Annotated in this window: 23 protein-coding genes; 13 read left to right on the top strand and 10 right to left on the bottom strand. The window is 73.0% G+C overall.

Annotated elements, in window-relative coordinates; all coding sequences use genetic code 11:
• Nucleotides 1–249 precede the first annotated feature (249 nt).
• On the top strand, nucleotides 250–855 hold the full coding sequence (locus tag OG470_RS15745) for a hypothetical protein (RefSeq protein ID WP_328424986.1): 606 nt from the start codon (nucleotides 250–252) through the stop codon (nucleotides 853–855).
• Nucleotides 856–921: 66 nt separating this feature from the next.
• Here the strand turns inward: OG470_RS15745 and OG470_RS15750 are convergent, their stop codons facing one another.
• Nucleotides 922–1122 carry a hypothetical protein gene (locus tag OG470_RS15750; protein ID WP_328424988.1) on the bottom strand — a complete coding sequence of 67 codons (201 nt, stop codon included), beginning with the start codon at nucleotides 1120–1122 and terminating at the stop codon, nucleotides 922–924.
• A gap of 472 nt (nucleotides 1123–1594) precedes the next feature.
• Between OG470_RS15750 and OG470_RS15755 the strand changes: the two genes are divergently transcribed.
• The 8 genes from OG470_RS15755 (at nucleotide 1595) to OG470_RS15790 (ending at nucleotide 12339) form a co-directional block, all read left to right on the top strand.
• Nucleotides 1595–1780, top strand: a complete 186-nt coding sequence (locus tag OG470_RS15755; protein WP_328424991.1) for a winged helix-turn-helix domain-containing protein — start codon at nucleotides 1595–1597, stop codon at nucleotides 1778–1780.
• Between the two features lie 469 nt (nucleotides 1781–2249).
• Nucleotides 2250–2816: an RNA polymerase sigma factor gene (locus tag OG470_RS15760; RefSeq protein ID WP_328424993.1), complete on the top strand. Its 567-nt coding sequence runs from the start codon at nucleotides 2250–2252 to the stop codon at nucleotides 2814–2816.
• Nucleotides 2813–3901, top strand: coding sequence for a hypothetical protein (locus tag OG470_RS15765; RefSeq protein WP_328424995.1), 1089 nt, complete (start codon nucleotides 2813–2815; stop codon nucleotides 3899–3901). The genes OG470_RS15760 and OG470_RS15765 overlap by 4 nt, the downstream gene beginning before the upstream one ends.
• 148 nt (nucleotides 3902–4049) lie before the next feature.
• Entirely contained in the window at nucleotides 4050–4520 is a 471-nt protein-coding gene (locus OG470_RS15770) for a GNAT family N-acetyltransferase (protein WP_328424997.1), read from the top strand.
• Between the two features lie 141 nt (nucleotides 4521–4661).
• Complete coding sequence (locus OG470_RS15775; protein WP_328424999.1) at nucleotides 4662–7847, top strand: ABC transporter permease; 3186 nt, start codon at nucleotides 4662–4664, stop codon at nucleotides 7845–7847.
• A gap of 49 nt (nucleotides 7848–7896) precedes the next feature.
• The gene (locus tag OG470_RS15780; protein WP_328425001.1) at nucleotides 7897–10599 is read left to right on the top strand and encodes an FtsX-like permease family protein; all 2703 of its coding nucleotides are present in this window, start codon (nucleotides 7897–7899) and stop codon (nucleotides 10597–10599) included.
• A 1-nt stretch (nucleotide 10600) separates the two neighbouring features.
• Nucleotides 10601–11596, top strand: a complete 996-nt coding sequence (locus OG470_RS15785; RefSeq protein ID WP_328425003.1) for an ABC transporter ATP-binding protein — start codon at nucleotides 10601–10603, stop codon at nucleotides 11594–11596.
• Between the two features lie 11 nt (nucleotides 11597–11607).
• On the top strand, nucleotides 11608–12339 hold the full coding sequence (locus tag OG470_RS15790) for an ABC transporter ATP-binding protein (RefSeq protein ID WP_328426385.1): 732 nt from the start codon (nucleotides 11608–11610) through the stop codon (nucleotides 12337–12339).
• 607 nt (nucleotides 12340–12946) lie between these two features.
• Here the strand turns inward: OG470_RS15790 and OG470_RS15795 are convergent.
• The gene (locus tag OG470_RS15795) at nucleotides 12947–13399 is read right to left on the bottom strand and encodes a GNAT family N-acetyltransferase (protein WP_328425005.1); all 453 of its coding nucleotides are present in this window, start codon (nucleotides 13397–13399) and stop codon (nucleotides 12947–12949) included.
• Nucleotides 13400–13473: 74 nt separating this feature from the next.
• On the opposite strand from OG470_RS15795, the gene OG470_RS15800 reads away from it, so the two are divergent.
• Nucleotides 13474–13986 carry a potassium channel family protein gene (locus OG470_RS15800; RefSeq protein WP_328425007.1) on the top strand — a complete coding sequence of 171 codons (513 nt, stop codon included), beginning with the start codon at nucleotides 13474–13476 and terminating at the stop codon, nucleotides 13984–13986.
• Here OG470_RS15800 and OG470_RS15805 read toward each other — a convergent pair.
• Together OG470_RS15805 and OG470_RS15810 are read right to left on the bottom strand one after the other, a co-directional pair.
• Entirely contained in the window at nucleotides 13913–15484 is a 1572-nt protein-coding gene (locus OG470_RS15805; protein WP_328426387.1) for an alpha/beta hydrolase, read from the bottom strand. The genes OG470_RS15800 and OG470_RS15805 overlap by 74 nt on opposite strands.
• A gap of 58 nt (nucleotides 15485–15542) precedes the next feature.
• Nucleotides 15543–16658: an ATP-dependent DNA ligase gene (locus OG470_RS15810; RefSeq protein ID WP_328425009.1), complete on the bottom strand. Its 1116-nt coding sequence runs from the start codon at nucleotides 16656–16658 to the stop codon at nucleotides 15543–15545.
• Nucleotides 16659–16793: 135 nt separating this feature from the next.
• Between OG470_RS15810 and OG470_RS15815 the strand changes: the two genes are divergently transcribed.
• Complete coding sequence (locus OG470_RS15815; RefSeq protein ID WP_328425011.1) at nucleotides 16794–17006, top strand: hypothetical protein; 213 nt, start codon at nucleotides 16794–16796, stop codon at nucleotides 17004–17006.
• A gap of 117 nt (nucleotides 17007–17123) precedes the next feature.
• Nucleotides 17124–17546: an SRPBCC family protein gene (locus OG470_RS15820; RefSeq protein WP_328425013.1), complete on the top strand. Its 423-nt coding sequence runs from the start codon at nucleotides 17124–17126 to the stop codon at nucleotides 17544–17546.
• Here the strand turns inward: OG470_RS15820 and OG470_RS15825 are convergent.
• Complete coding sequence (locus OG470_RS15825; protein WP_328425015.1) at nucleotides 17521–18015, bottom strand: GNAT family N-acetyltransferase; 495 nt, start codon at nucleotides 18013–18015, stop codon at nucleotides 17521–17523. The genes OG470_RS15820 and OG470_RS15825 overlap by 26 nt on opposite strands.
• A 95-nt stretch (nucleotides 18016–18110) precedes the next feature.
• On the opposite strand from OG470_RS15825, the gene OG470_RS15830 reads away from it, so the two are divergent.
• Nucleotides 18111–18614 (top strand): DUF1990 family protein, encoded by a 504-nt coding sequence (locus OG470_RS15830; protein WP_328425017.1) that lies wholly within the window; start codon nucleotides 18111–18113, stop codon nucleotides 18612–18614.
• A gap of 29 nt (nucleotides 18615–18643) precedes the next feature.
• Here OG470_RS15830 and OG470_RS15835 read toward each other — a convergent pair whose 3' ends face one another.
• From OG470_RS15835 to OG470_RS15855, 5 genes are all read right to left on the bottom strand, one after another.
• Nucleotides 18644–19564 carry a DNA-3-methyladenine glycosylase family protein gene (locus OG470_RS15835; RefSeq protein ID WP_328425019.1) on the bottom strand — a complete coding sequence of 307 codons (921 nt, stop codon included), beginning with the start codon at nucleotides 19562–19564 and terminating at the stop codon, nucleotides 18644–18646.
• 174 nt (nucleotides 19565–19738) lie between these two features.
• Nucleotides 19739–20389 carry a hypothetical protein gene (locus tag OG470_RS15840; RefSeq protein WP_386989324.1) on the bottom strand — a complete coding sequence of 217 codons (651 nt, stop codon included), beginning with the start codon at nucleotides 20387–20389 and terminating at the stop codon, nucleotides 19739–19741.
• Between the two features lie 204 nt (nucleotides 20390–20593).
• Nucleotides 20594–21376, bottom strand: a complete 783-nt coding sequence (locus tag OG470_RS15845; RefSeq protein WP_328425021.1) for an anti-sigma factor family protein — start codon at nucleotides 21374–21376, stop codon at nucleotides 20594–20596.
• A complete protein-coding gene (locus tag OG470_RS15850; RefSeq protein ID WP_328425023.1) occupies nucleotides 21373–22065 on the bottom strand; it encodes a sigma-70 family RNA polymerase sigma factor in 693 nt (230 codons plus the stop codon). Before OG470_RS15850 ends, OG470_RS15845 begins: the two co-directional genes overlap by 4 nt.
• Nucleotides 22066–22193: 128 nt before the next feature.
• The gene (locus tag OG470_RS15855) at nucleotides 22194–23051 is read right to left on the bottom strand and encodes a spermidine synthase (RefSeq protein WP_328425025.1); all 858 of its coding nucleotides are present in this window, start codon (nucleotides 23049–23051) and stop codon (nucleotides 22194–22196) included.
• Between the last annotated feature and the right edge of the window lie 6 nt (nucleotides 23052–23057).

The raw sequence follows: 23057 nt of genomic DNA on the forward strand, positions 1-23057 counted from the left end.
ATCCCGATGCCGGCCGCGACCCCGATCAGGGTGGCGATCCGGTCCGGTGTTCAGGGGCCGCACGGTGCGATCAGTTGCGACACGTGCGGCTGTCGGACCGCGATGGGATGGTCGGCCCCGGTGCCGCTGCCCCGGAGCAGCGGGGCCAGCCTGCCCCGGGCAACCCGTCGCGGCCTGCCGATCGATGCCCTGGTGCCCCGGTGTGCCCCGTGCGCGGCACTGTGGGCGAGCATCCCGGACCCGGCCCCGATGACGGGGCGTCCCCACCGGGAGGTGATCCTTGATGCCCTGATCGCTGATCATCTCGGTGTACCGGTGCAGCGCAACCTTGCCCGCGCGGTGACCGAAGGGGCGTACTGCGGCTTAGCGGTGCATCAGCCGGAGTATCTGGCGGACAACTCAGACCGGTCCCCGCTGTGGTGGGTCGGGGACCGGGAGGACGCGCGCCGACGCGCACGGGCACCGTACGAGGGTCCCGGGTCGCTCGGCGGGAAGCTGGACTACGACGTGACCGCCCGGGAGGACGCGCAGTGCCGGCTGATGCTGGCTGATCTCCGCAACGGGCCTGTGGCGGTGCTGAAGCACTACGCGGAAACGCTGAAGGTCGACCTGTTGAACCTGACGCCAGCGCAGCGGGAAGACCTGGAAACGGCCTGTCGTCGGGGCATCATGACCGGCTATCGGCGCAATGAGCCGTTGTTCCACTTCCTGACCCGTAAGCAACTCGGCCAGGCCCTAGCGTGGTTTGAGTACGAACGGGAGCACGGGGACCCTGGGGACCCGATGAAGGTGGCGCAGGTGACACACGGACTGCTGGCGATCACCCGGATGCGCGGGGACACGGCCTGGCTATAGCTTCGCTGGCCCCACAAACGCAACCGCCCCCGGATGACGGCTCCGGGGGCGGTTGCTTGCCTGCGGCTACCGGGTGCGGCCCTTGCGGCTGGTCTGGTAGCGGGTGCTGCGCTGCTCCCGGTAGTCGGCGAGGAGTGCGGCGGCCTCATCCAGGCGGGGGCACCCGGAGTCGGTGCACCGGGTGCACAGGTTCCGGTCGTGGAACGTGACGCAGTAGCTGGCTTGTTCGACGTAGAACGGGATGCGGGAGAGCAGGTCCTCACCCATCGCGGCGCTGGCCCCTCGGACCCCTGGGGTTGACGGGCCAGGCGGGGCGGGTGTTGTACACGCGGGCCACCTGGTTGGGGCCGTGAGGGGTGTGCGGCTCGTAGGCACCGGTCCCGTATGCGCCGGCCCGGTGCGGGTAGGCGGTGGCGGGTCGGCACAGCGGCTCGGGGGCGGGGGCGGGGTGACGGCGGATTCGGGCTAGGAGCCGGAACATGTTGACCTCCTGTTTAGGTCCTGCCACCGACCCCCGTGGGGGCCGGGAACCCCGTTCACCGGCCCTCACAGGGGATTAGGGGGCGTTTCCTGCCAGGGAGACACCCGAACCGAATCTGGCATACCCGGGTATGCCCGGTCAAGAACTGATCACAGGTTGTCACCGGTGATGATTGACGACATGGCGGACAGCATGGTCAACTCGGCGAATCCTGCCAGGGAGACAGCCGTGCCAGCCCAGACGAAAACCGAACGTCTCATGTCCGCCATCACCAACCGGATCGCCGCCGGAGAGTTCAACCCCGGCGACAAGCTGCCCAGCGGATCCGAACTGATCACCGAGTACCAGGTGTCACGGATGACCGTGCGCATGGCCATGGAACGGCTCAAGGCCGCCGGGGTCGTCGAGTCCATCGCCGGCAGCGGCTACTACGTCAAGGACTGATTCAGCCGGGCCAGCAACTCCCGGCCCTCATGCGGGGCCAACTTCTCGTTGAGAACGAGACGGGCCACCAGTTCCCGCGTAATGTCGCGGTCCTGGTGGCCTGTCTTGCTGATGACCTCCGCCATGAGGCGGTGCATGGCGGACGGCTGCGGCTGGGGGCGGGTACGAAGAAACGGCAAAAGGGACACGGTACGGCTCCGGTTCCGGGCTGTGGGAGGCTCCGGACTCTCCGGATAACCTCCGCTTCTACGCTCGCCGTCCGGGTGCGTTTTCCCTGGTCATGCACAACGCTTAGGCCCCGGCACCCCGAAGATGCCCGGCGAGCCCAAGCGGGTCCAGCCCAGCCGCGCCAAGCGCACGCCCGGCGACGACAGCACCTGACGCTGGCGGTCAACGCCGGCCCCGGCGCGCGTCGCGATTTCTGGATCGAACCCGTCACGACGGGCGCTCGACCGGACATGGAGTAGACGTGAGCTCCGGGACTGAGCACGAGGACCGCTTCCGTCGCATCTACGCGGTCAACTTCGAGCCGCTGCTGGCGTACGCCATGCGGCGCGTCGAGCAGCCCGAAGACGCGGCTGACGTGGTCGCCGAGACCTTCCTCGTCGCCTGGCGGCGCAGCCGTGAGATGCCGCCGGAGGCCGAGGTCCGGCTGTGGTTGCACGGCGTGGCCCGACGGGTGCTGGCCAACCACCACCGCGGCGGAGTGCGCCGGGGACGGCTGGGTGAACGGTTGCGGCAACGGCTCAGGGCCGCGGTCGCCGTCGACCCGGGCAGCGAGGTGCCGGAACGGCTCACGGTCCAGGCCGCGCTGGCCAGGCTGGGCGAGTTGGACCGGGAGGTGTTGATGCTGACCTTCTGGGAGGGCCTGGAGCCACGCGAGGCCGCCGTGGTTCTGCACGTGAGCCCGGCTGCGGTCCGCACCCGGCTGTCGCGTGCCCGGGCCCGGTTGCGAAGTCTCGTCGGTGACGATCTCGGCCCACCCGGACATGTACTCGACGTCATGGCCGCACGAGCCCCGGAGGAGGGCAGATGACCGACGAGCAGCTCGACCGGATGGTCCGAGACGCCGACCCGTACCGACCCGATGTCATCACTCACCTCGACGGGGCCGCACAGCACCTCCTGGAGGAGATCATGTCCGCGCCGACCCTCGAGACCGTCGCCGAACCGCCGGGCAAGCCCCCGCGGGCGCGCCGAACCATGATGAGCGGCCTCGCCAGCGCCGGTGTCGCGGCCGCCGTTCTCGCCATTGTCCTCACCGTCTCGATCATGAATGTCGATCAGCCGGGAGGCCGCGAAGCATCCCCGGACACCAGTCCCACCTCCGAGGCGACGAGACCAACCTCCTACTCCGCCATGGTCCTCAAGGCGGCCGAGGAGAACCCACGGCTGTTGATCGACCAGCCTGGCTGGAAGGCCACCACCGTCTACGGGTTCACCGAGAAGGAGGGCACCATCGAGTTCAGCAACGACGGGCAGCGGTTGCAGATGAACTGGTACCCGGCCGACCAGTACGACGGCTACCACAAGGATCGGCTGCACGTCAGCAAACCGGAGCAGGTGACGGTCGACCGCTGGCCGGGCGACCTGTTCCGCTACAGCGCGAGCGACTTCGCGGTCATGCTCCGGCCCCGCGACGGGTCCTTCGTCGAACTGCGTACCGGGGGCGCCTGGACGCGAAGCGAGTTCGATCGGGTTCTCGCCGACGTGGTCCGCGTCGACGCCCGTACGTGGCTGGCCGCGCTTCCGGCGGAGATCGTCACCCCGGATCGGGTGGACGAGCAGGCGGCCAAGGTGCTCGCCGACGTGCCGCTCCCGCCGGGCTTCGACACGGCCGCCCTGACCGGCCTCGGCACGAACGACGCCTACCAGTTCGGCGCCGCGCTGACCAGCCGGGTCGGCTGCGGGTGGATCGCGGAGTGGCTGCGCGCGAAGCAGGCCGGCGACGCCGCCGCGCTTCAGCGGGCCGCTGACGCGCTGCGCAGCAGCCACAAATGGAAGGTGTTGCACCAGATGAACGACGAGGGTGACTGGCCGGAGGTGTTCTGGGAGACCGCCGACAAGGTGGCCGCCGGAGAGTTTCCCGCCGGGTACCGAGGGGCCCTGGGCTGCGAATAGCCGTCCCGGATCGGCCAGCCGGCTGTGGGGAAGGGCGCCGGGGATCAGCTGATCCCCGGCGCCCTACCTGCTCATGATCGACTCGACGTCGGCGATGGTGCGGTGTCCGGGGCCTGCGTGGTGAGCGCAGGTGGCATAGCGTGCCGGCATGGCGGCACTGGAACTCGTACCGATGACCGAGGAGCAGTACCTGCGGTATCGGCATCGAGCGGAAATCAGCTATGCGCACGACATCGCAGCTTCCGGCGCGGTGCCGTTGCCGGAGGCGCAGGAGAAGTCGCGCCAGGACTATGACCGACTTCTGCCCGGCGGCTTGGCGACGGAGGGTCATCATCTCTGGACCGCCTACGAGGGCGATGTCGAGATCGGCATGCTGTGGCTGCACCTCGAACGAAAGTCCGACGGTCTGCACGCTTTCGGCTACGACTTCTACGTGGAATCGGACCTGCGCCGCAAGGGCTACGGTCGAGCGATCATGCAGGCCGCGGAGCAGTTGTGCCGGGAGTGGGGCGTCGTGTCCGTGGGCTTGAGTGTCTTCGGTTTCAATTTCGGCGCCCGTGACCTGTACGAGCAGATGGGCTACGAGGTCACCGCGATTCAGATGCGTAAGCGTCTGTAGTCCGCGGACACCGCGCCGACCGGACGGGTCGAGCTGGAGTTGACTCTCCTCGGAGTAACGATCAAGTAACGGGCGCGAACCTTTCCCGGGGGATGACCTGTCTTGAAGGTCGTCGGCCCGTCAGGGCCAGGGGAGGCGTCGATGAAGCTGGTGTGGAGGCGGGCCCGCGAGGCACGGGGTCTGCTGGTGGCCGCGGTGATCGCCGCCCTGGTTGCCGTCGCGTTGGTCACCGGCCTGTCCGACTACAACCGCCGCGCGGTGGACGCCGGGCAGCGGGCGCTGGTGGCGGCCTCGCCGGCCGAGGAGCGCGGCCTGCTGGTCAATGGCTCCGGCGGGCGCGACGCCGCCGAGTTCGCCACCCGCGACAAGGCGGTCCGGGACGAGTTCGCCGACGGGCTCGCCGGCGTGCCGGTCACCGTTGCCGCGGCCCGGTACGGAACCGGCCGGGAGTTGACCGGCGACCTCGGGTCGGTGCCCCGTACCGGCGACGAACCGGTCTTCGCCAACCTGGCCACCCTCGAAGACCTGGCCGCGCACGCCGAGCTGACCAGCGGGGCGTGGCCCCGCCCCGGCGCGAACCCGATCCAGGTGAGCCTGCCGGAACGGGTCGCCACCGCGCTGGGCCTGACCACCGGCGAACCGATCCCGGTGCGCGACCGGTCCATCGAGCGGGCCAGCCAGGTGGTGCTCGCCGGCACCTGGCGGCCCCGCGATCCTGCCGAGGCGTACTGGCTGCTGGCCCCCGGGGTGGGTGCGGGCAGCGCCGGCTCGGCCACCTCGTACGGGCCGTTCGTGCTGGACCCGGCCGACTTCGCGGCCACCTTCCCGGGCTCGGTGTCGGCGTCCTGGCTGGCCGAACCGGACCTCGCGGGCGTCGACGCCGCCGACCTGCCCGCCGTGCGGACGGCCATGACGGCGGCCGCGACGGCGGTGCCCGAGGCCGCCAACCTGGGCGCGTCGGGGCAGACGCTGACCCGGATGGATCGGCTGCTGGACCGGATGGCCCGAGCCGACCTGGTGGGCCGCTCCGCGCTGGCCACCCCACTACTGCTCATCCTGGTGCTCGGCGGGTACGCGCTGGTGCTGGTCGCCGCACTGCTGCACGAGGACCGCCGCGCGCAGACCGCGCTGCTGCGCGCCCGTGGCGCCGCCCGCCGGCAGTTGGCCGGCCTGGCCGCCCGCGAGGCGGCCCTGGTGGTCGCCCCGGCCGCCCTGCTCGGGCCACTGATCGCCGTGGAGGCGCTGCGGTACGTCCGGCCGGGCGGGGCGGCGGAACTCTCCACCGCCGGCGGCAACACCACCCTGGTCTGGGCGGCTGCCGCCGCCACCGCGGCCGGCTGCCTGGTGGCCATGGTCGCTCCGACGCTGCGCGGCTCCGGCACGTACGTGGCCGACATGGCCGCCCGGTCCCGGCCGAACCGGGCGGCGAGCGTCCAGCGGGCCAGCGTCGACCTGGTGCTGGTGGCGCTGGCCCTGCTCGCCTGGGTGCAACTGCGCCGCTATGCCTCTCCGCTGGCCGGTTCGGGTGGCCGGCTCGGGATCGACCCGCTGCTGATCGCCGCTCCGACGCTCGGCGTGCTGGCCGGCGCCGTGCTGGCGCTGCGGGTGCTCCCGCCGCTCACCCGGTTCGCCGAGAGGTTCGTCGACCGGCGTCCCTGGACGGCCACCATGTTGGGCATGTGGCAGGCCGGCCGGCGTCCGCACGCCGGCCCGGTGCTGCTGCTCGCGCTCGCCGTCGGTGGCAGCACCCTGGCCTGGTCGCTGATCAGCACGGGGGAGCGGTCCCAGGCCGAGCAGGCCGGTCACACGGTCGGCGCCGACCTGCGGGTGACCGAGCGGGCTGGTTCCGGCCCGCCGACCCGGGTCGGTCAGCTCGCCGCGCTGCCGGGCGTGGAACGGGCGCTGCCGGTGTGGCGCGACGAGGTGCGGGTCGGCCGGAAGGACCTGCCGGTGACCGTGATCGGCCTCGACGCCGCCAGCGCCGCCGGCGTCGTACGGCTCGGCGACCAGCTGGCCGACGAGCCGGTGCCGCAGCTCTACCAGCAGATGGTGCGGGCCCGGGGTGCCCCCGCCGGCGTCGAACTGCCCGCCGACGCCCGCGAGATCACCGGCACGGTCCGTACCCCGGTGGAGGGGGCAACCCGGCCGCTCCAGATCGCGGTGACGCTGCTGGTCACCAGTTCCGACGGGCTCGCCCTGCGACTCCCGGTGGCCGACGCCGACAGCGACGGCCGGATCACCCCGTTCACCGTGCGACTGCCCGACGTCAACGGGGCACGGCTGCGGCTGGCCGGCTTCGAAGCCGACGGCGGGCCGGCGGTCGGCACGTCCTACCGGCTCCAGGTGGACGGGTTGGCCGTGGTCGGTGCGGACGGCACCACCCGGCCCGCCGGACTGACCGGTGACTGGGTCATGGTGGCCGGCGACGAGCGACCCTCGCCGGTACGGACCACCGCCACCGGGTTCTCCGAATTCCACCCGGTGGCGTTGATTCCCGGCGGGCAGTTCGCCTACCAGCCGGACACCCGGTTCGCCATCGTGCCCGCCGGGCAGAGCCCGGCCATACCGGTGCTGATGACCCCGCAGGTACGCGACACGCTGAGCCTCGGCATCGGCGACACCATCAACCTGACGCTGTCCGGAGCGACGCTGCCGGTCAAGCTGGTTGGTGAGGTGACCGCCGTGCCGGCCACCACCGGTGAGGGCATCCTGCTGGACCTGCCCGCTGCGGTCGACGCGCTGATTCGAAGCGGCGGCATCGTGCGACCAGTGCCGGAGTGGTGGATCGGCACCGACGACGCGACGGCCGCCGCCCGCGCCGCCAGCGAGCTGCCCGCTGTCACAGTGCTCGCCCGCGAGGCGGTGATCGAGTCGTCCGCCGAGGACCCGTACTGGCGCGGGTCGCGTACCGGAATGCTCGCCGCGGCCCTCGGTGCGGTGCTGCTCGCCCTGGTCGGCCTCATGGTCGACGTGTGGGCCACCGCCCGGCGCCGGCTGAGTGAGTTCGCGGTGCTGCACACCCTCGGCGCCACGCCCCGGCTGCTGGCCCGGGCGTTGCTGGCCGAACAGACCTTCCTGGCCGGCATCGGCGTGGGGGTCGGGCTGCTGCTCGGCGCCGCGGTGGGGGCAACCATGGCTCCGCTGGTCATCCTCACCCCGGCCGCCGGCCGGCCGGTGCCCCCGGCGACGTTCGAGCTGCCCTGGGTGCCGATCGGCGCGACAGCGGTCGGCCTGCTGCTGGCGGCGCTCGCCTTCAGCGCGTTCATCGCCACCGGCATCCGGCAGCGGGTGGCGGCGGTGCAGTTGCGGATCGGGGGAGAACGATGAGCGGGCGCGACGTGCGACCCGGTGACCGGGCGCGACGGGGGAGTACCCGATGAGCATCGGTGCGGCCGTCCGGCGAGTCCGGGCGTACGGCGGGCAGTTCCTGCTCCTGGCGGTGCTGACGCTGGTGGTCACGCTGCTGGTCAGCGGCGTGCCCCGGCTCGTCAACCGGCTCGCCGAACAGGGCCTGCGGGCGCAGTTGACCAGCGAGCCGGCCGCGCGCCGGGACATCTCGTACACCTCCGGGGTAATGACCGCCCCGTCCACGAAAATCATGGGCGACGCCCGCAGGCAGTTCGAGGCCATGGCCGAGAAGATGCCGGCGCCGGTGCGCTCGGCGGTGGCCGAGCGGTGGTACAGCGTGGACGCCGCGCCGACCCGAGTGGTCGGCCCCGACCTGAAGGCGCGCAACCTGCTGGTCGACCTGGGCCTGCGTGCCATGCCTGGCGTCCAGGATGCCGGCACCCTCGTCGAGGGGACGTGGCCGAACGAGACGTACGTCCCCGACCGGCCGACCGAGGTGGCGCTCGACGCCGACGTGGCCCGCAAGCTGAACCTGCGGGCCGGCAGCCAACTGCAGATCGGCACACCCACCAAGACCGGTATCACCGACCCGGCCCCGATGGTGGTGGTCGGGCTGTTCCGCCCCGTCGACCGCGCGGGCGGCATCTGGGACGCGCTGCCATCGCTGCTGCAGGTCATCAGTCCGCGCGGGGACGGCGAACCGTTCATCGCCGTGGGTGTGGTCGCCGAGGTGACCATCGACAAGCGGGCCGCGGCTGGTTGGCCGGTGCGTTCCGACTGGCGTTACCGGCTCGGCATCGACCGGATCGACGCACGCCAGCTCGACCAGTTGATCGACGGCCTGCAACAGCTGCAACGCGAAGCCGATCCGAATCTCACGCTGACCCAGGGCGCCGACGTTCCGCTGCGCGCGTTCGCCGCACAGGTGGACGCCGCCCGGACCCTGCTGGCGGTGATCTCGGCCGGGGTGCTGGCCACCCTGGCCGGGCTCGTCGTACTCGCGGCCATCCTCGCCGCCCGGCGCCGCCGCTCGGAGTTCGCCCTGCTGCGCGCCCGTGGTGGCGCGGCCACCACCGGCGCCCGGCGCAGCCTCGCCGAGTCGCTGCTGGTGGTACCGGTCGCCGCCGTCCTGGGCTGGTGGCTGGGCACCCTGGTCCCCGGCACCCCGGACCCGACCGCGCCGTACGTCATCGCGGCGGCCGTGCTGGTCACCCTGGCACTGCCGATGGCCACGCTGGCCGTGCCGGCCGTCGGGGCCGCCCGCCGGGACCTGATCCGGGTACGCCCCTCGGCCCGCCAGCTCACCGTCGAGGTCTTCCTGCTGCTGTTGGCCGGACTTGCCACGGTGCTGCTGCGCCGGCGCGGACTCACCCTCGGCGAGGTGGACCCGTTGCTGGTGTCGGTGCCCGTGCTGTTCGCGATCGCCGCGGCGGTGCTCGCGCTGCGCGCGTACCCCTGGCCGTTGTTGTTGGTCAGCCGGCTGGCCGCGCGGACCCGGGGCAGTGTGACCTTCCTCGGCACCGCGCGGGCCGGCCGGTCCGCCGTCGCCGCCCCACTGGTCGTCGTGGTGCTGGCGATCGGGACCGCGGCGTTCTGCGCGGTGGTCGCCGCCGGCGTCGACGCGAGCCGGGACCGGGCCGCCGAGCAGGCCGTCCCCGCCGACGCGCTGATCCGGGGTGAACGGTTCGCCCCGGACACCATCGACGAGCTGGGCCGCCTGCCCGGGGTACGGGCCGCAACCCGCGTGCTGAACGAGCCGGCTGACCGGCTGGCTGCCGATGAGATCGGCACCGACGCCCGGATCGGGCAGGTGGCCGTGCTGTTGGTCGACGCCCCGGGGTTGGCCACGGTGACGCGGGAGTCCGGCGTGGACCTGCCGATGTCACCCGCGCTGCTCACCGCCCGGGCCGAACCGGGGCCGCTGCCCGCGGTCGTCTCCCCGGCGGTCGCCGCAGACCTGGCCCGCGCCGGGCTGGACGGTTCCGCCTTCGCTTCCGTGCAGGGCCAGCGGTACGAGTTCCGGGTGGCTGACACCGCGGAGAGCTTCCCGCTGCTGCCGGAGAACAGCAGCCGGTTCGTCATCCTGCCCTGGCAGGCGCTGCCCGAGCGGAACACCACGCCCGTGCCGACCAGCGTGCTGGTCGCCGGGGACCGGCTGGACGCGGAGGTGCTGCGCCAGGCCGGTGACCAGGGGCAGCTGCGCTACCAGCAGACCGGGGCGGTGACCGGTCGGGAACGGCCGAGCGGGGTGACGGTCTCCACCCGGGCGGACGTCCGACAGGAGTTGGCTGACGGCGGCGCGAACGGGGTGCTGGCCTTCGGGTTCGTGGCCGGTGCCATCGGTGGCACCGTGCTCGGGTTGCTGGCCATCGCGTTCACCGTGCTGGCCGGCGCGCGGGCCCGGGGCCAGGTGCTGTCCCGGCTGCGCACCCTTGGCCTGTCCCGTCGGCAGTGGCGGGGGCTGCTGCTGGTCGAGCTGACCCCGCTGGTCGGGGTGTCGGTGCTGACCGGCGCGCTGGTCGGGGCGCTGCTGCCCCTCCTGCTCAACCCGGTGCTCGGCCTGTCCGCGTTCACCAGTGGTGTCCCGGTCCGGGTGGCCTTCGAGCCCGGTCTGGTCGCCGCCGTGCTCGCGCTCGGGGCGGTCGCCCTCGGCTTCGCGGTCGCCGTCGAGGCCCTGAACAACCGCCGGCTGCGCCTCGGTGAGGTGCTCCGGCTCGGAGAGGAGAGCTGAGATGACCGCTACTGCCCAGGTTCCCGTGGCGCCCGACCTGGCCGCCCTGCAACAGCGGGCCGCGCAGCGCGCCGCCGAGCGGGCCGGCGGCCAGGACCGGCTGCGCGGGCACATCGTCTGCGACGGCCTCGTGCGCATCTTCAAGACCGAGGGGGTGGAGGTGGTCGCCCTGCAGGGGCTCGACCTGGTCATCGACCGGGGTGAGCTGGTCGCGATCGTGGGTGCCTCCGGCTCGGGCAAGTCGACGCTGCTCAACATCCTGTCCGGCCTGGACACCCCGACCGCCGGCATCGCCCGAGTGGCCGACTACGACCTGCTCTCGCTGTCCGCCAAGCGGCGGCTGAGCTACCGGCGGGAGCTGGTCGGGTTCGTCTGGCAGCAGACCGGCCGCAACCTGCTGCCGTACCTCACGGCGCTGGAGAACGTCGAGCTGCCGATGCAGTTGGCCGGCAAGCGCTCCCGGCGGGCCCGCCGGGAGCGGGCCCGGGAGCTGCTCGACCTGGTCGGCGTGGGCTACTGCGCGGATCGGCGGCCGGGGCAGCTCAGCGGCGGCGAGCAGCAGCGGTGCGCGGTGGCGGTGGCGGTGGCCAACGACCCGGAGGTGCTCTTCGCTGACGAGCCGACCGGCGAGTTGGACGAGGCGACCGGTGCGGAGGTCTTCGCGGCGCTGCGCACCATCAACGCCGAGCTGGGCGTGACCATCGTGGTGGTCACCCACGACCAAGCCGTGGCCACGCAGGTCCGCCGGACCGTCGCGATCCGCGACGGCCGGACCGCCTCCGAGGTACGCCGGACCGCGCGGGTCGGCGCGGACGGCAGCACCGAACTGGTCAGCGAGGAGTACGCGGTGCTGGACCGGAACGGTCGGATGCAGCTGCCGGCCGCCTTCGTCGACGCGTTGGCGATGCGGGAGCGGGTCCGGCTCGATCTCGAGCCGGACCATGTGCAGGTACGGCCCGGTGACCGGGCCTCGGATGGGCAGGAGGGGCGGGCGTGAGCCGTCGGGACATGGTGGTGACCGGCCCAGCCGGGGCTGGCGGGCTGGCCCAGGCCGGGGCGGTCCCCGGTGAGGTGGTCCGGGTCAGCGGCGTCAGCCGGACCTTCGGCCGGGGCGAGCACGCCGTGCACGCGGTGCGGGACGTCTCGTTCAGCGCCAACCGCGGCGAGTTGGTCGCCATCCGGGGCCGCTCCGGCGCCGGCAAGACCACGCTGCTGAACCTGATCGGCGGGCTGGACCGGCCGGACAGCGGCCAGGTGGTGGTGGCCGGGCACGAGGTGACCGCGGCCGGCGAGGCGGAGCTGCTGAAGCTGCGCCGGGGCACCGTCGGGTTCGTGTTCCAGACGTTCGGGCTGGTGCCGATCCTCTCCGCCGCCGAGAATGTGGGCGTGCCGCTGCGGCTGGCCCAGGTGCCGGCGGCCGAGCGGGAACAGCGGGTCGCGGTGTTGCTGGAGCTGGTCGGCCTGGGCGGGCACGCGGCGCAGCGCCCGTACGAGCTCTCCGGCGGGCAGCAGCAGCGGGTCGCGGTGGCCCGCGCACTGGCCAACGAGCCGGACCTGCTCATCGCCGACGAGCCAACCGGCCAGCTCGACTCGGAGACCGGTCGGTCCATCATGGATCTGCTGCGCGCGGTGGTGCACGCCCGAGGCATGACGGCGCTGGTGGCCACGCACGACCCCGCCCTGATCGACCTCGCCGACCGGGTGCTCAACCTGCGCGACGGCCGCCTGGTCGACGCCTGACCGCTGCCCTCGACCCATGCGGGTAGGCCGTGGGCGGCGGGCGGTGCGCGTGCGGCCGTGGGCGGCGGGCGGTGCGCGTGCGGCCGTGGGCGGTGAGCCGTCGGCCGTGGGCCGTGGGCTGCGGGCCGCGGGCCGTGAGCACCGTGGGCTACGGGCTCGGCGAGAGGCGACCGGCAGGGGCATGTTCGCTCCCTGTCGAGCTGCCCCAGATATGGACCGCGGAAGGCGCGGGCACGGAAGGGGCGGGCACGGAAGGCGCTGGCACGGGAGCCCAGGTGAGGGAGCCTGGGTGGGGCGTCGCCGTCGGCTTGTTCGCAGTTCCGGATGTGGGTCACGGGGTGTTCGGGTGCGGGGGTGTGGAAGCTCGCCGTCGATGCGGTTCGCTGCCCCAGATCTGGGGCAGCTCGACAGGCATCGAGGGGCACCTGGGGACCTCGGGGCGTGATGGGGTCAGAGGCAGCCGACGGGCCGACGCCACCGACGGGTCGACGTCATCGACGGGCTGGCATCACCGACGGGCTGGCGTCACCGATGGGTCGACGTCACCGACGGACTGGCGTCACCGACGGGCCGACGTCACCGACGGGCTGGCGCCGTCGGCGGGCGGTCAGAGGGCGAGCTTCATGCCCTCGTGGCTCGCCACGAAACCGAGGCCCAGGTAGAAGCGGTGTGCGTCCTGGCGGGTCTTGTCCGTGGTGAGCTGCACCAGCGCACAGCCGCGCTGCCGGGCCTGGTCGATGGCCCAGGTCATCAGCTCCCGGCCCAGCCCCTGGCCGCGCCGGTCGGACCGGACCCGGACCGACTCGATCAGGGACCGCTCGGCGCCGTGCCGGCCGAGTCCGGGGATGTAGGTGATCTGGAGGCAGCCGACCAGCTCGCCGCCCTGCTCGGCGACGATCAGCTGGTTGCGCGGGTCGGAGCTGATGTCCGCGAACGCCCGCTCGTACGCCTCGTCGACCTCGGTGAAGTCACGGGCCTTGCCGAGGACGTCATCGGCGAGCAGGGCGATGACGGCGGGCAGGTCGGCCCGTACCGCCTCGCGGTAGATCATGTCGGTCATGCCGCTGAGCCTGGCACAGTGACGTCGGCGGATGGGTCGGTGCCGCTTGCCGGGAGGGGGCAGCATAGGGCGGCATGGACCTTCTGTTCCTGCCGTTCCGGTGGATCTACCGGGCGTTGGTGTGGTTCGCGAACTCACCCCGCACGCTGATCACGTCGTATCTGCTGATGATCGTGGTGGCGGGGGTCATCTACGGCGAGGTCGAGCAGCGCAGCCCTGCCGACGCCGTCTGGTGGGCGGTGGTGACCGCGTCCACCGTCGGGTACGGCGACATCTCGCCGACCACCTGGGCGGGCCGGACGCTCGCCGCGCTGCTCATCTCGACCATGGTGTTGCTGGTGATCCCGCTGATCACCGCACACTTCGCCAGCCGGCTCATCGTCGATGACGACGCCTTCGTGCACGAGGAGCAGGAGCAGCTCAAGACCGACGTGCGGCGGATGCGGGCGCTGCTGGAGGAGATGGCCGCCCGGCAGGGCATCGAGCTGCCGCCGCTGCCGCCGACCCGGCCGGTCACCGAGCCGGGCAGCGTAGCCCGTCCCTGGGGACGGTCAGGTCGATCAGGTAGGCGTCCACCGCCGCGGTGATGCAGGAGGTCTGCGGGTAGGCGGTGTGCCCCTCGCCTTCCCAGGTGAGCACCCGACCGACGCCCAGCATCGAGGCGAGCCGGGGGGTCTGTTCGTAGGGCGTCGCAGGATCGCCGGTGGTGCCGACCACCACGATGGGCGGCGCGCCGTTGGCCCGGCCGGTCGGGTACGGGTCCCGCCCGCCCGGCCACTCGACGCAGCTCAGCATGCCGACCGCCAGCGCCGGCCCGAACAGCGGGTACTTCGTGCGCCACTGTGACTGCAACTGGCGGATCTGGGCCCGGCTCGGCTTCTCCGTCTCGTCGGTGCAGTTGATGGCGAGGTTGGCGTCGAACAGGTTCGAGTAGTGCCCGTCGCTCTCCCGCCCCGCGTACGCGTCGGCGAGCCGGAACACGTCCTTCGGGTCACCCTCGGCCAGCCGGTCGATCGCCCGGGCCAGCTCCTGCCAGCCGGACTCGGTGTAGAGCGAGGAGATGACCGCGTAGAAGACCCAGCCGGGAGTCGCCTCCCGCCCGTCGTCGCCGCGGACCGGCGAGACCCTGGCCTTGTCGATGGCCGTCGTGACGGCGGCGCGCGCGTCCGGTGCGATCGGGCAGCGGTCGGCGGTCGCGGCGCACCAGCGGGTGAAGTTGTCGAAGGCCCGCTCGAAGCCGCGGGCCTGGCTCTCCGAGCTGGCCACCAGCCGCTGCTGCGGGTCGACCGCGCCGTCGAGCACCAGCGCCCGCACCCGCTGCGGGTAGAGCTGGGCGTAGACGGCGCCGAGCAGGGTGCCGTACGAGTAGCCCAGGTAGGTGAGCTTGTCGTCGCCGACGGCGGCGCGGACCGCGTCCATGTCCCGGGCGGCCTGCTCGCTGCCGTACAGCGGCAACTGGTCGCCGTACCGGTCGCCGCAGCCGCGCCCGATCCGCTGGCTCAGCCCCACGAAGCCGTCGAACGCCGACTGGCTGGTCGGATCCGGGTCGTAGCCGAAGCTGGCGTCCAGGTCGGCGTCGGAGATGCACTTGACCGGGCTGGACCGGGCCACCCCGCGCGGGTCGAAGCCGACGATGTCGAAGCGTTCGGTGATCGTGGTGGGCAGCCCACCGAACTGGGTGCCGAAGGAGAGGTAGACGGCGGTGTCGACGCCGGAGCCACCGGGACCACCCGGGTTGATCACCAGCGAGCCGATCCGGTCCCGCTGCTTGGTGGATCGGGCGCGCAGCAGGGCGATCTCGAAGGTCTGCCCCGCGCCCGGGCCGGCGGTCGCCCCGCCGCCGGTGCCCCAGTCGCGCGGGACGGCGATCCGGGTGCACTCGTAGCGCATGTCCGGTGCGCCCCGCCCGACCAACTCGTCGGCCACCTCCGGGCAGGCTCGCCAGGTCGGGGAGCTGCCGGTTGGCGCCGCCTCGCCCTCCACCTCGGTGCGTGGCGCGAACGCCGGCAAGGTGCAGCCGGCGGTGAGCAGCGCGGCCACGGCGAAGCCGGCGAGAGTGCGACGGACCCGGCGACTGGTCGCCATTCGAGGCTGGTCGGCGGTGCGGGTCACGTGGTCCTCCGGAGTCGAGTCGACGGCCAGGCTACGCGGGGCCGGTGGCGGCCCGGTCCACGGTGGCCGCCGGGTCGCCGCGCAGCACCTGGTCCACATCGAAGCGGATCGGGCGCTCGAGCTGGTCGTAGCGGCAGGAGCGAGGATCGCGGTCCGGCCGCCACCGGACGAACTGGGCGGTGTGCCGGAACCGTTCGCCCTCCATCGCGTCGTAACCCACCTCGACCACCAGCTCCGGGCGCAGCGGCTCCCACTCCAGGTTCTTCGTGCCGGTCCACCGGCTCACCCCGCCCGGGATGCGCTGGCCGCGCTCGTGGTCACCGTGCACCCACGGGTGCTCGCCGCCGGTGTCCCGGTAGGGCGCCAGCTCGTCGAGCAGCTCGGCCCGCCGGGCCATGCTGAACGAGGCGCTCACCCCCACGTGGTGCAGCACCCCCGCGTCGTCGTAGAGGCCGAGCAGCAGCGAGCCGACCACCGGGCCGGACTTGTGCCAGCGGAAGCCGGCCACCACCGCGTCCGCGGTGCGGGCGTGCTTGACCTTGAACATCAGCCGCTTACCCGGCTCGTACGGCAGGTCGGCCGGCTTGACGATCAGCCCGTCCAACCCGGCGCCCTCGAAGACGTCGAACCACCGGCGGGCGGTCTCCGGGTCGGTGGTCACCTGGGTGACGTGCACGGGCGGGCGCACCCCGGACAGCGCCTCCACCAACCGCTCCCGGCGGCGCGAGTAGGGCTGGTCGACCAGGGCCTCGTCGCCGATGGCCAGCAGGTCGAAGGCGACGAAGTCGGCCGGGGTGGTCTCGGCCAGCAGCTTCACCCGGGACGCGGCCGGGTGGATGCGCTGGGCCAGCAGCTCGAAATCCAGCCGGGGCTGGCCGCCCGGGCCGTCCCGCCGGATCACGATCAGCTCCCCGTCGACCACGCACCGCTCGGGTAGCTGTCGGCGGGCCTGCTCGACCACCTCGGGGAAGTAGCGGGTCATCGACTTGCCGCCGCGGCTGGCCAGCTCCACCTCGTCGCCGTCGCGGAACACGATGCACCGGAACCCGTCCCACTTGGGCTCGTAGGTCACGCCGGGCGCGGTGGGCAGCTTGGGGACGCTCTTGGCCAGCATCGGCTCGACCGGAGGGTTGATCGGCAGGTCCACGGCGACCAGTCAATCAGACGGTGCCGACAGTCGTGAGGCAGATCACCGTGGGTGCCGGGGTGGCGTGTCCGCCCGCGCGCCGCTCGTCCCGACCGGGCGAATCAGATAGCCGCAGGTCAGAGCTAGTTTCGCGAGGTGTCCGAGTGGGTCTGTGACTGCTGCGGGCGGTGGCGGGTGAGCGTCGAGCTGATCCGGGGCCGCTACCGGTACCGGCTGGTCCGTCGCTACCCGGAGCAGTTCGGCGGCGGCAAGAACGTGCTCGGCGAGGTCGGGTCGGTGCCGGAGTTGGCGGAGCTGCTGCGTCGGCGTACCCCGCTCACCCTGGCCGACCTGCGCGAAGCCGCCTGATTCCCGGCGGCGCTTCCGCAGCATGGCCGGCCAGTGGTTGCCCGGGTCACTATCCGTCGGGCAGCCTCGTCTCCATGGCGCGGTGTCGCCGGGCGGCGCCGCCGGGGAGGAGACGCGATGCGGTTCGAAGCCGGTACGGAGATCGCCGCCGACGCCCAGCGGGTGTGGGCGGTGCTGATCGACGTACAGCGGTGGCCCGAGTGGACGGCCTCGGTGAGCCAGATCGAACGGGGAGAGCCGGGGCCGCTCACCGTCGGCGCGACCGCGCGGTTGACGCAGCCAAAGCTGCGGCCGGCGGTGTGGCGGGTCACCGAGCTGACCGACGGGCGCGACTTCACCTGGGTCTCCGAGGCCCCCGGCGTGCGGACCCGGGCGGAGCACCGGTTGCTGCCGCTGCCCGACGGGCGTACCCGGGTCGAGCTGGCCATCGCGCAGTCCGGGCCGCTGGCCGGGCCGGTCGGCTGGCTGTACGGCGGTCTGCTCCGCCGCTACCTGCGACTGGAGGCCGACGGGCTCAAGCGCCGGAGCGAGCTGGGCTGACCGCCGGCTTCTCCAGCACGGCCAACCGGATGCCGTTCGGGTCCGGCCGGTGCGCCACGATCCGGTAGCCGTGCCGTTGGTACAGCCGCACGTTGCGGGCGCTGTCCGCGCCGGTGAACAGGGTGAACAGGGCCACCCGGGGCGGGCAGGCCGCCTCGATCGCAGCGAGCAGCCGACCCCCGACGCCCCGCCCCTGCTGGTCCGGGGCGACCGACAGCCGCCCGACGTGCGCGGTGTCCCCGTCGAGGTGGGCCCGCACGGAGCCGACCAGCCGGTGCCCCAGCCGGGCGGCGAGCACGGTGGTCGGACCGGTCAACACCGCCCTGACCTCGTCCAGTGTCTCGGTCAACGGCGGCAGGAACGGATCGGTGTAGTGCTGCGCCTCGGTCAGGTACGCGGCGCGCTGCACGGTGAGGATCTCGCCGGCGTCCGCGACACCGGCCGGGACGATGCTCGCCTCGACGCTCATCCGGGCAGCACACCACAGCCGCCGCCGTCCTCGACCGGCGGCCCACCCGGCCGGCCGTACCCTGACGCATGTCCAGACGAGGTCGAGGGGGAGCGGTGGCCGAGCTGACGTACCCGGAGGTGGGCCGGACCCGGCACGGGTCGCTGCCCGGCGGGTACCACCACCTGCGCCACCGGTACCCGCTGCCGGCCGGCTGTTTCGAGGTCGCGGCCGAGGCGGTGCTGAGCTGGCGGCTGCACCGCGCCGCCGGGGTCCGGATGCGCACCGACGCCCCGCGCGCCACCGAGGGCGTGCTGGTGACAGCCGGCCTGGGTGTCGGTCCGGCCCGCATCTGGGGGCCCTGCCGGGTGGTCTGGAGCGAGGAGTCGCCGGGTCTCGCCGGCTTCGGCTACGGCACCCTGCCCGGGCATCCGGAGCGCGGCGAGGAGGCGTTCGTGGTCGGCCGCGACGACGCCGGCGCGGTCTGGTTCGAGGTGCGGGCGTTCAGCCGCCCGGACCGCTGGTTGACCCGCGCCGCCGGCCCGGCCGTGCAAGCCGTGCAGCACACGTACGCCTGGTGGCTCGGCCGCACCCTGCGCCGGCTCTGCGCGGGCCGCTGACCAGCCGGCTGCTCAGGACCGCCGGCTGCTCAGAACCGGGCGAACGAGCGGATCGGGGCGCGAGGACCGTACTTCGGTGCCTGGATGCCGGCGGCCTCCAGCAGCAGGCACACCCGGCCCCGGTGGCCCCGGAACGGCTCCAGCAGGGCCAGCATCCGAGCGTCGTCACCCCGTGGCTCGCCGGCGAGGGCCCAGGCCACCGTGTTCGGGATGTGGTAGTCGCCGACGCTGACCGCGTCCGGGTCGCCGTAGGCGGTCCGGACCACCTCGGCGGCGGTCCACGGCCCGATGCCGGCGACGGCGGTCAGCCGGCGGGTGGCCTCGGTGGCGTCGGCGCAGCGCTCCAACCGGTCGGCGAGCGCGGCTACGCGGCGCAGCGTGTCGGCGCGGCGCTGCTCGACCCCGAACGGGTGGAACACCCAGTACGGGGTGGCGGCCACCGCGGCGGCCTCGGGCGGCAGCAGCAGCGGTTGCAGCGGACCGGGCGCCGGCTCGCGGAAGTGCCGCACGGTCGCCGAGTACGCCCGGTACGCCTCCTTGCCGGTGACCTTCTGCTCGAAGACCGCGCGCAGCAGCCGGGGGAAGACCTGCCCGGTGGCCGGCATCCGCAGCCCGCGATGCTCCCGGGCCAGCCGGGCGACCAGGGGGTGCGTCGCGGCCAGCTCGGCGAACCCGGTCAAGTCGTCGCGGAGCCCCGCGATCGCGTCCGCGCGGGCCAGCACGTGCTCGGCACCCGGCCCGTAGCCCTCGGCCACCAGCTCGCCGCCGGCTGGCCGCAGGGCGAGGGTTGCCGGTCCGTCCGGCGTGCGGGTGGCCCACCAGAAGGTGCCGGCGGCGACACGGGCGCACGGGTCGTACGGGCTGAAGGTGAGCGCACGGACCGACGCGGCCAGCCGGTAGCCGACCGGCGGGTGCAGCACCCGGGTCGCGGCGGGCTCGGTCTCGGTCACCCCGCCACTCTGCCAGGTCCCGCCGCGACGTCGGAGCCCGCCGTGCCCGTCATCCCTGCGCAGAGCGGGGGCGGGACGCCGGCACCACCGGTATGCCGACGTCCCGCGTACGACGGTGGCCAGCCGCGCCCTCCCCGGCTGCGACCGACCACCGCGTCCTCGTGGTGAACGTGCTCAGTACGAGTAGCCCGAGCTACCGGCGTCGCCCGTCCCGCTGTCGGCCGGCGGGGCGACCGCCTTCGGCGTCGAGGTGGGCAGGCAGCTCAGGTTCTTCTTGCCGTCCGGCTGGACCACGAACCAGGTGCCGCCGACGGCCTGGCCCTTCCACTGGCCGGGCTTCTTGTCGCCGATGTAGCGGTACACCGGCCAGCCGCCGACGGTGAGTTGACGGGTGCCGTCCTGCCGGGTGACGCTGCCGACCTTGTCGTCGGAGACGCCGGTGAGCTGCGGGTTGCCGTCGGTCAGTGCCGGCGGCCACACCTGCGCGCACTTGTCGACGCAGTTCGACGCGGGCGGGTCGGCGGTGTCCTTGTCGAAGCGGTACAGGATCCAGCCGTCCTGGTCCGTGACCACGCTGCCCATCCGGGCGACCTTCTTGCCGATCAACTGCTCGGTCAGGTCGACGTTCGCGGGCGGCGGCGCGTCGGCCACCGGGGCCTCCGCAGACGCCGAGGCCTCGGGTTCAGCCGTTGCGGTGGGCTCGGCCGCAGCGACGGCGACCGGCTCGGCCGCGCCCGGGTTCGCCCCGTCGTAACCCGCGGGAGCGCAGGCCGTTAGTGCGACCATCGCGCTCACGACGATGACGGTCCGCTTCATCTGTGCCACGTGCCCTCCTCATTCTTGGCAGTTCACCCATAGGTACGGCAGGAGAGCTGTCAAGGTTGAAGTAGTAACAGTGGTCAATTTCACTTGAATTGGTTGAACCGATTCGGGCGGTCGTCCGTATGGCACTGCACGGGACCGTTCCCACACAACGACAGATCGGCGCCGGTCATTGTGAAAATGGCCGGCGCCGACGCGGTACGCGACTTACATCGGCACCGTGACCAGCGGGCTGGCCACCCCGTTGCCGTCCACCGACTGCACCTGGAGCTGCTTGATGTCGCCGACCGGAGCCGATGTCGAGGCGCTCAGTTCGAGACCCTGTGGCCGGGTGTTGGTGCCGTAACCGCCGGCCGGCACCGACCAGGTGGAGATCACCTCGGTGGAGGCGTTCTTGCGCACCACCACCAATCGGCAGGTCCGCGGGCCGGGCAATTTCCGCAGGTTGAAGTTGATCCGGGTGCCGTAATCCCGGGTGACCAGGAACATCGTCGTCTGCACGCCCGTGGTCGGGTCGGTGGCGTCGACCTGGTCGCCCTCCTCCTCGGTGCCGCCGACGCCCGGGCCGGTCGGCCCGCCCGTCGGTCCGCCGGTCGGCGGATCGTTCGCCGGCGCGCTCGGCGTCGACTCGGCGAGCACCCCCGGCGGCTCGCTGTCGGCCAGGCTGACGAAGCCGAACCCGGTCAGGCCGCCGAGCACCACCACCGCCGCAGCGGTGGCGAGCATTTGGCGGAACCGGGTGCGCCGCCGGTCGGCCCGGACCGCGACCAGCGTCCGGTCCAGCAACGCGGGGTCGGTGGCGGTCTGCTCCAGCGCCATCATCGTCTCGCCGTCGATGTCGGAGAGCAGCCCGACCACCGGCACCATCGTCTCCAGCTCGGCCGCGCACGCCCAGCAGGTGGCGAGATGCTCCTCGAACCGCTCGGTGTCCTGCTCGTCGAGTACGCCGAGCGCGTACGCGGCGACGTCCATATGTTCTGGCCGGCTCATTCTGTCACCCCCCGTTCCTGCAGAGCCGTGCGAAGCGCACGCAGCGCGTAGTAGACCCGTGACTTGGCGGTGCCGAGTGGAAGCCCCAACTCCTCGGCGGCCTCCGGCACTGTCCGCCCCCGGAAGTACGTCGAGATCAGAATCTCGCGGTGCGACTGGCTCAGCGTACGTAGTGCGTCCGCCACCGTCATGGTGCGCAGCACCCGGTCGGTGCTGTCCGCCTCGGCGAACGCGGTCAGGTCCCGGTCGTACGTCTCCGGCGGCCGGGCCTGCTCACTGCGGTGCTCGTCGATGGCGATGCGGCGGGCCACGGTGACCAGCCACGGCCGCAGCGAACCCTGTCCCTGCGCCCCGAGGCGGTGCGCGTTGCGCCAGGCCCGCAGCAGTGTCTCCTGGACGATGTCCTCCGCGCGCTGCCGGTCCCCCCCGGTGAGCCGCATGACGAACATCAGCAACGGACCGGCGTGCTCGGCGTAGAGCAGCCGGATCAACTGGTCGGAGTGGCTCGCCTCGGTTGACGTCGCCTGATGGCGCCCGGGCGCCGGTCGCGGCGTCACCGGACCATTCTGGCGAGAGGTCGCTCGGGCGTCGACCCCTCGGGCAGACGAGGTTGGCCGCGATGAGGACCGCGCGGACAACCAGTCCGCGCGAACCGCGTCGCCATGCCAACCGGCCGCCACCGCGTGCATGCAGACCTCCGGGGTGTCCGTGACCAACGCCGGCCCACGAGGTGGGCCGCCCGGTGGTACGCACCGCCACCCCCGAGCGGATCAACGAACCGCGAAAAAAGTTTCTGCACAGCCCTCGGACGGGCCGGTCAGCGGCGGACGGAGAACAGGCCCGGCGGTGGCGGATCGGAGCCCGTGGCGTCGACGTCCCGCACCACCGGCACACCGCCGGCGAAGCGGTCCAGCTCGTCGCCGGCCACCACCCGGCCCGGAAACCAGTCGCCGGCCGCCCGGCGGGTCAGCTCGGGCACCGGGGGCATGGTCCGCCCGGCGACCAGCACCAGGTTGCCGTACCTCCGGCCGCGCAGCACCGCCGCGTCCCCGACCAGACAGGCCTGGGGCAGCACCGAGCGGACCGTGGCCACCTGCCCGCGGGCGTGCCGCAGCGGCGGGCCGTCGGCCAGGTTCGCCAGGTACCAGCCCGCCGGGCGGAGCACCCGGGCCACCTCGGCGGCGTACTCCACCGAGGTGAGGTGGGCCGGGGTGCGGGCACCGGCGAACACGTCGGCGACCACGACGTCGTAGCTGGCGTCCCGGGTGGCGGCCAGCACGGCCCGAGCGTCCTCGACCCGGACCCGCAGCCGGGCGTCGGCCGGCCAGGGCAGCGCCCGGCGGACCAGCTCCACGAGTGCGCCGTCCACCTCGGACACCCGCTGGGTGGAGCCGGGCCGGGTGGCGGAGACGTACCGGGGCAGGGTCAGCGCGCCACCGCCGAGGTGCAGCACCCGCAGCGGCTCGCCGGCGGGTGCGATCAGATCCAGCGCGGCGGCCAGCCGCCGGACGTACTCGAACTCCAGGTGGGTGGGGTCGGTCAGATCGACGTGCGACTGCGGCGCGCCGTCCAGCAGCAGCGTCCACGAGCCGGGCCGGTCCGGGTCCGGCAGCAGCTCAGCCTGCCCGGTGTCCACCTGCTCGACCAGCCGGTCACCTGCCCGTTTGCGTCCCATCGCAAC

It is taken from the genome of Micromonospora sp. NBC_00389 (assembly GCF_036059255.1).
In the GTDB taxonomy this organism is placed as follows: domain Bacteria; phylum Actinomycetota; class Actinomycetes; order Mycobacteriales; family Micromonosporaceae; genus Micromonospora.

Coding starts and splice junctions, on each gene's coding strand:
- OG470_RS15745 (WP_328424986.1), top strand. CDS start 250: ATGACGGGGCGTCCCCACCGGGAGGTGATCCTTGATGCCCTGATCGCT.
- OG470_RS15750 (WP_328424988.1), bottom strand. CDS start 1,122: ATGGGTGAGGACCTGCTCTCCCGCATCCCGTTCTACGTCGAACAAGCC.
- OG470_RS15755 (WP_328424991.1), top strand. CDS start 1,595: ATGTCCGCCATCACCAACCGGATCGCCGCCGGAGAGTTCAACCCCGGC.
- OG470_RS15765 (WP_328424995.1), top strand. CDS start 2,813: ATGACCGACGAGCAGCTCGACCGGATGGTCCGAGACGCCGACCCGTAC.
- OG470_RS15770 (WP_328424997.1), top strand. CDS start 4,050: ATGGCGGCACTGGAACTCGTACCGATGACCGAGGAGCAGTACCTGCGG.
- OG470_RS15775 (WP_328424999.1), top strand. CDS start 4,662: ATGAAGCTGGTGTGGAGGCGGGCCCGCGAGGCACGGGGTCTGCTGGTG.
- OG470_RS15780 (WP_328425001.1), top strand. CDS start 7,897: ATGAGCATCGGTGCGGCCGTCCGGCGAGTCCGGGCGTACGGCGGGCAG.
- OG470_RS15785 (WP_328425003.1), top strand. CDS start 10,601: ATGACCGCTACTGCCCAGGTTCCCGTGGCGCCCGACCTGGCCGCCCTG.
- OG470_RS15790 (WP_328426385.1), top strand. CDS start 11,608: ATGGTGGTGACCGGCCCAGCCGGGGCTGGCGGGCTGGCCCAGGCCGGG.
- OG470_RS15795 (WP_328425005.1), bottom strand. CDS start 13,399: ATGACCGACATGATCTACCGCGAGGCGGTACGGGCCGACCTGCCCGCC.
- OG470_RS15800 (WP_328425007.1), top strand. CDS start 13,474: ATGGACCTTCTGTTCCTGCCGTTCCGGTGGATCTACCGGGCGTTGGTG.
- OG470_RS15805 (WP_328426387.1), bottom strand. CDS start 15,484: ATGGCGACCAGTCGCCGGGTCCGTCGCACTCTCGCCGGCTTCGCCGTG.
- OG470_RS15820 (WP_328425013.1), top strand. CDS start 17,124: ATGCGGTTCGAAGCCGGTACGGAGATCGCCGCCGACGCCCAGCGGGTG.
- OG470_RS15825 (WP_328425015.1), bottom strand. CDS start 18,015: ATGAGCGTCGAGGCGAGCATCGTCCCGGCCGGTGTCGCGGACGCCGGC.
- OG470_RS15845 (WP_328425021.1), bottom strand. CDS start 21,376: ATGAGCCGGCCAGAACATATGGACGTCGCCGCGTACGCGCTCGGCGTA.
- OG470_RS15850 (WP_328425023.1), bottom strand. CDS start 22,065: ATGCACGCGGTGGCGGCCGGTTGGCATGGCGACGCGGTTCGCGCGGAC.
- OG470_RS15855 (WP_328425025.1), bottom strand. CDS start 23,051: ATGGGACGCAAACGGGCAGGTGACCGGCTGGTCGAGCAGGTGGACACC.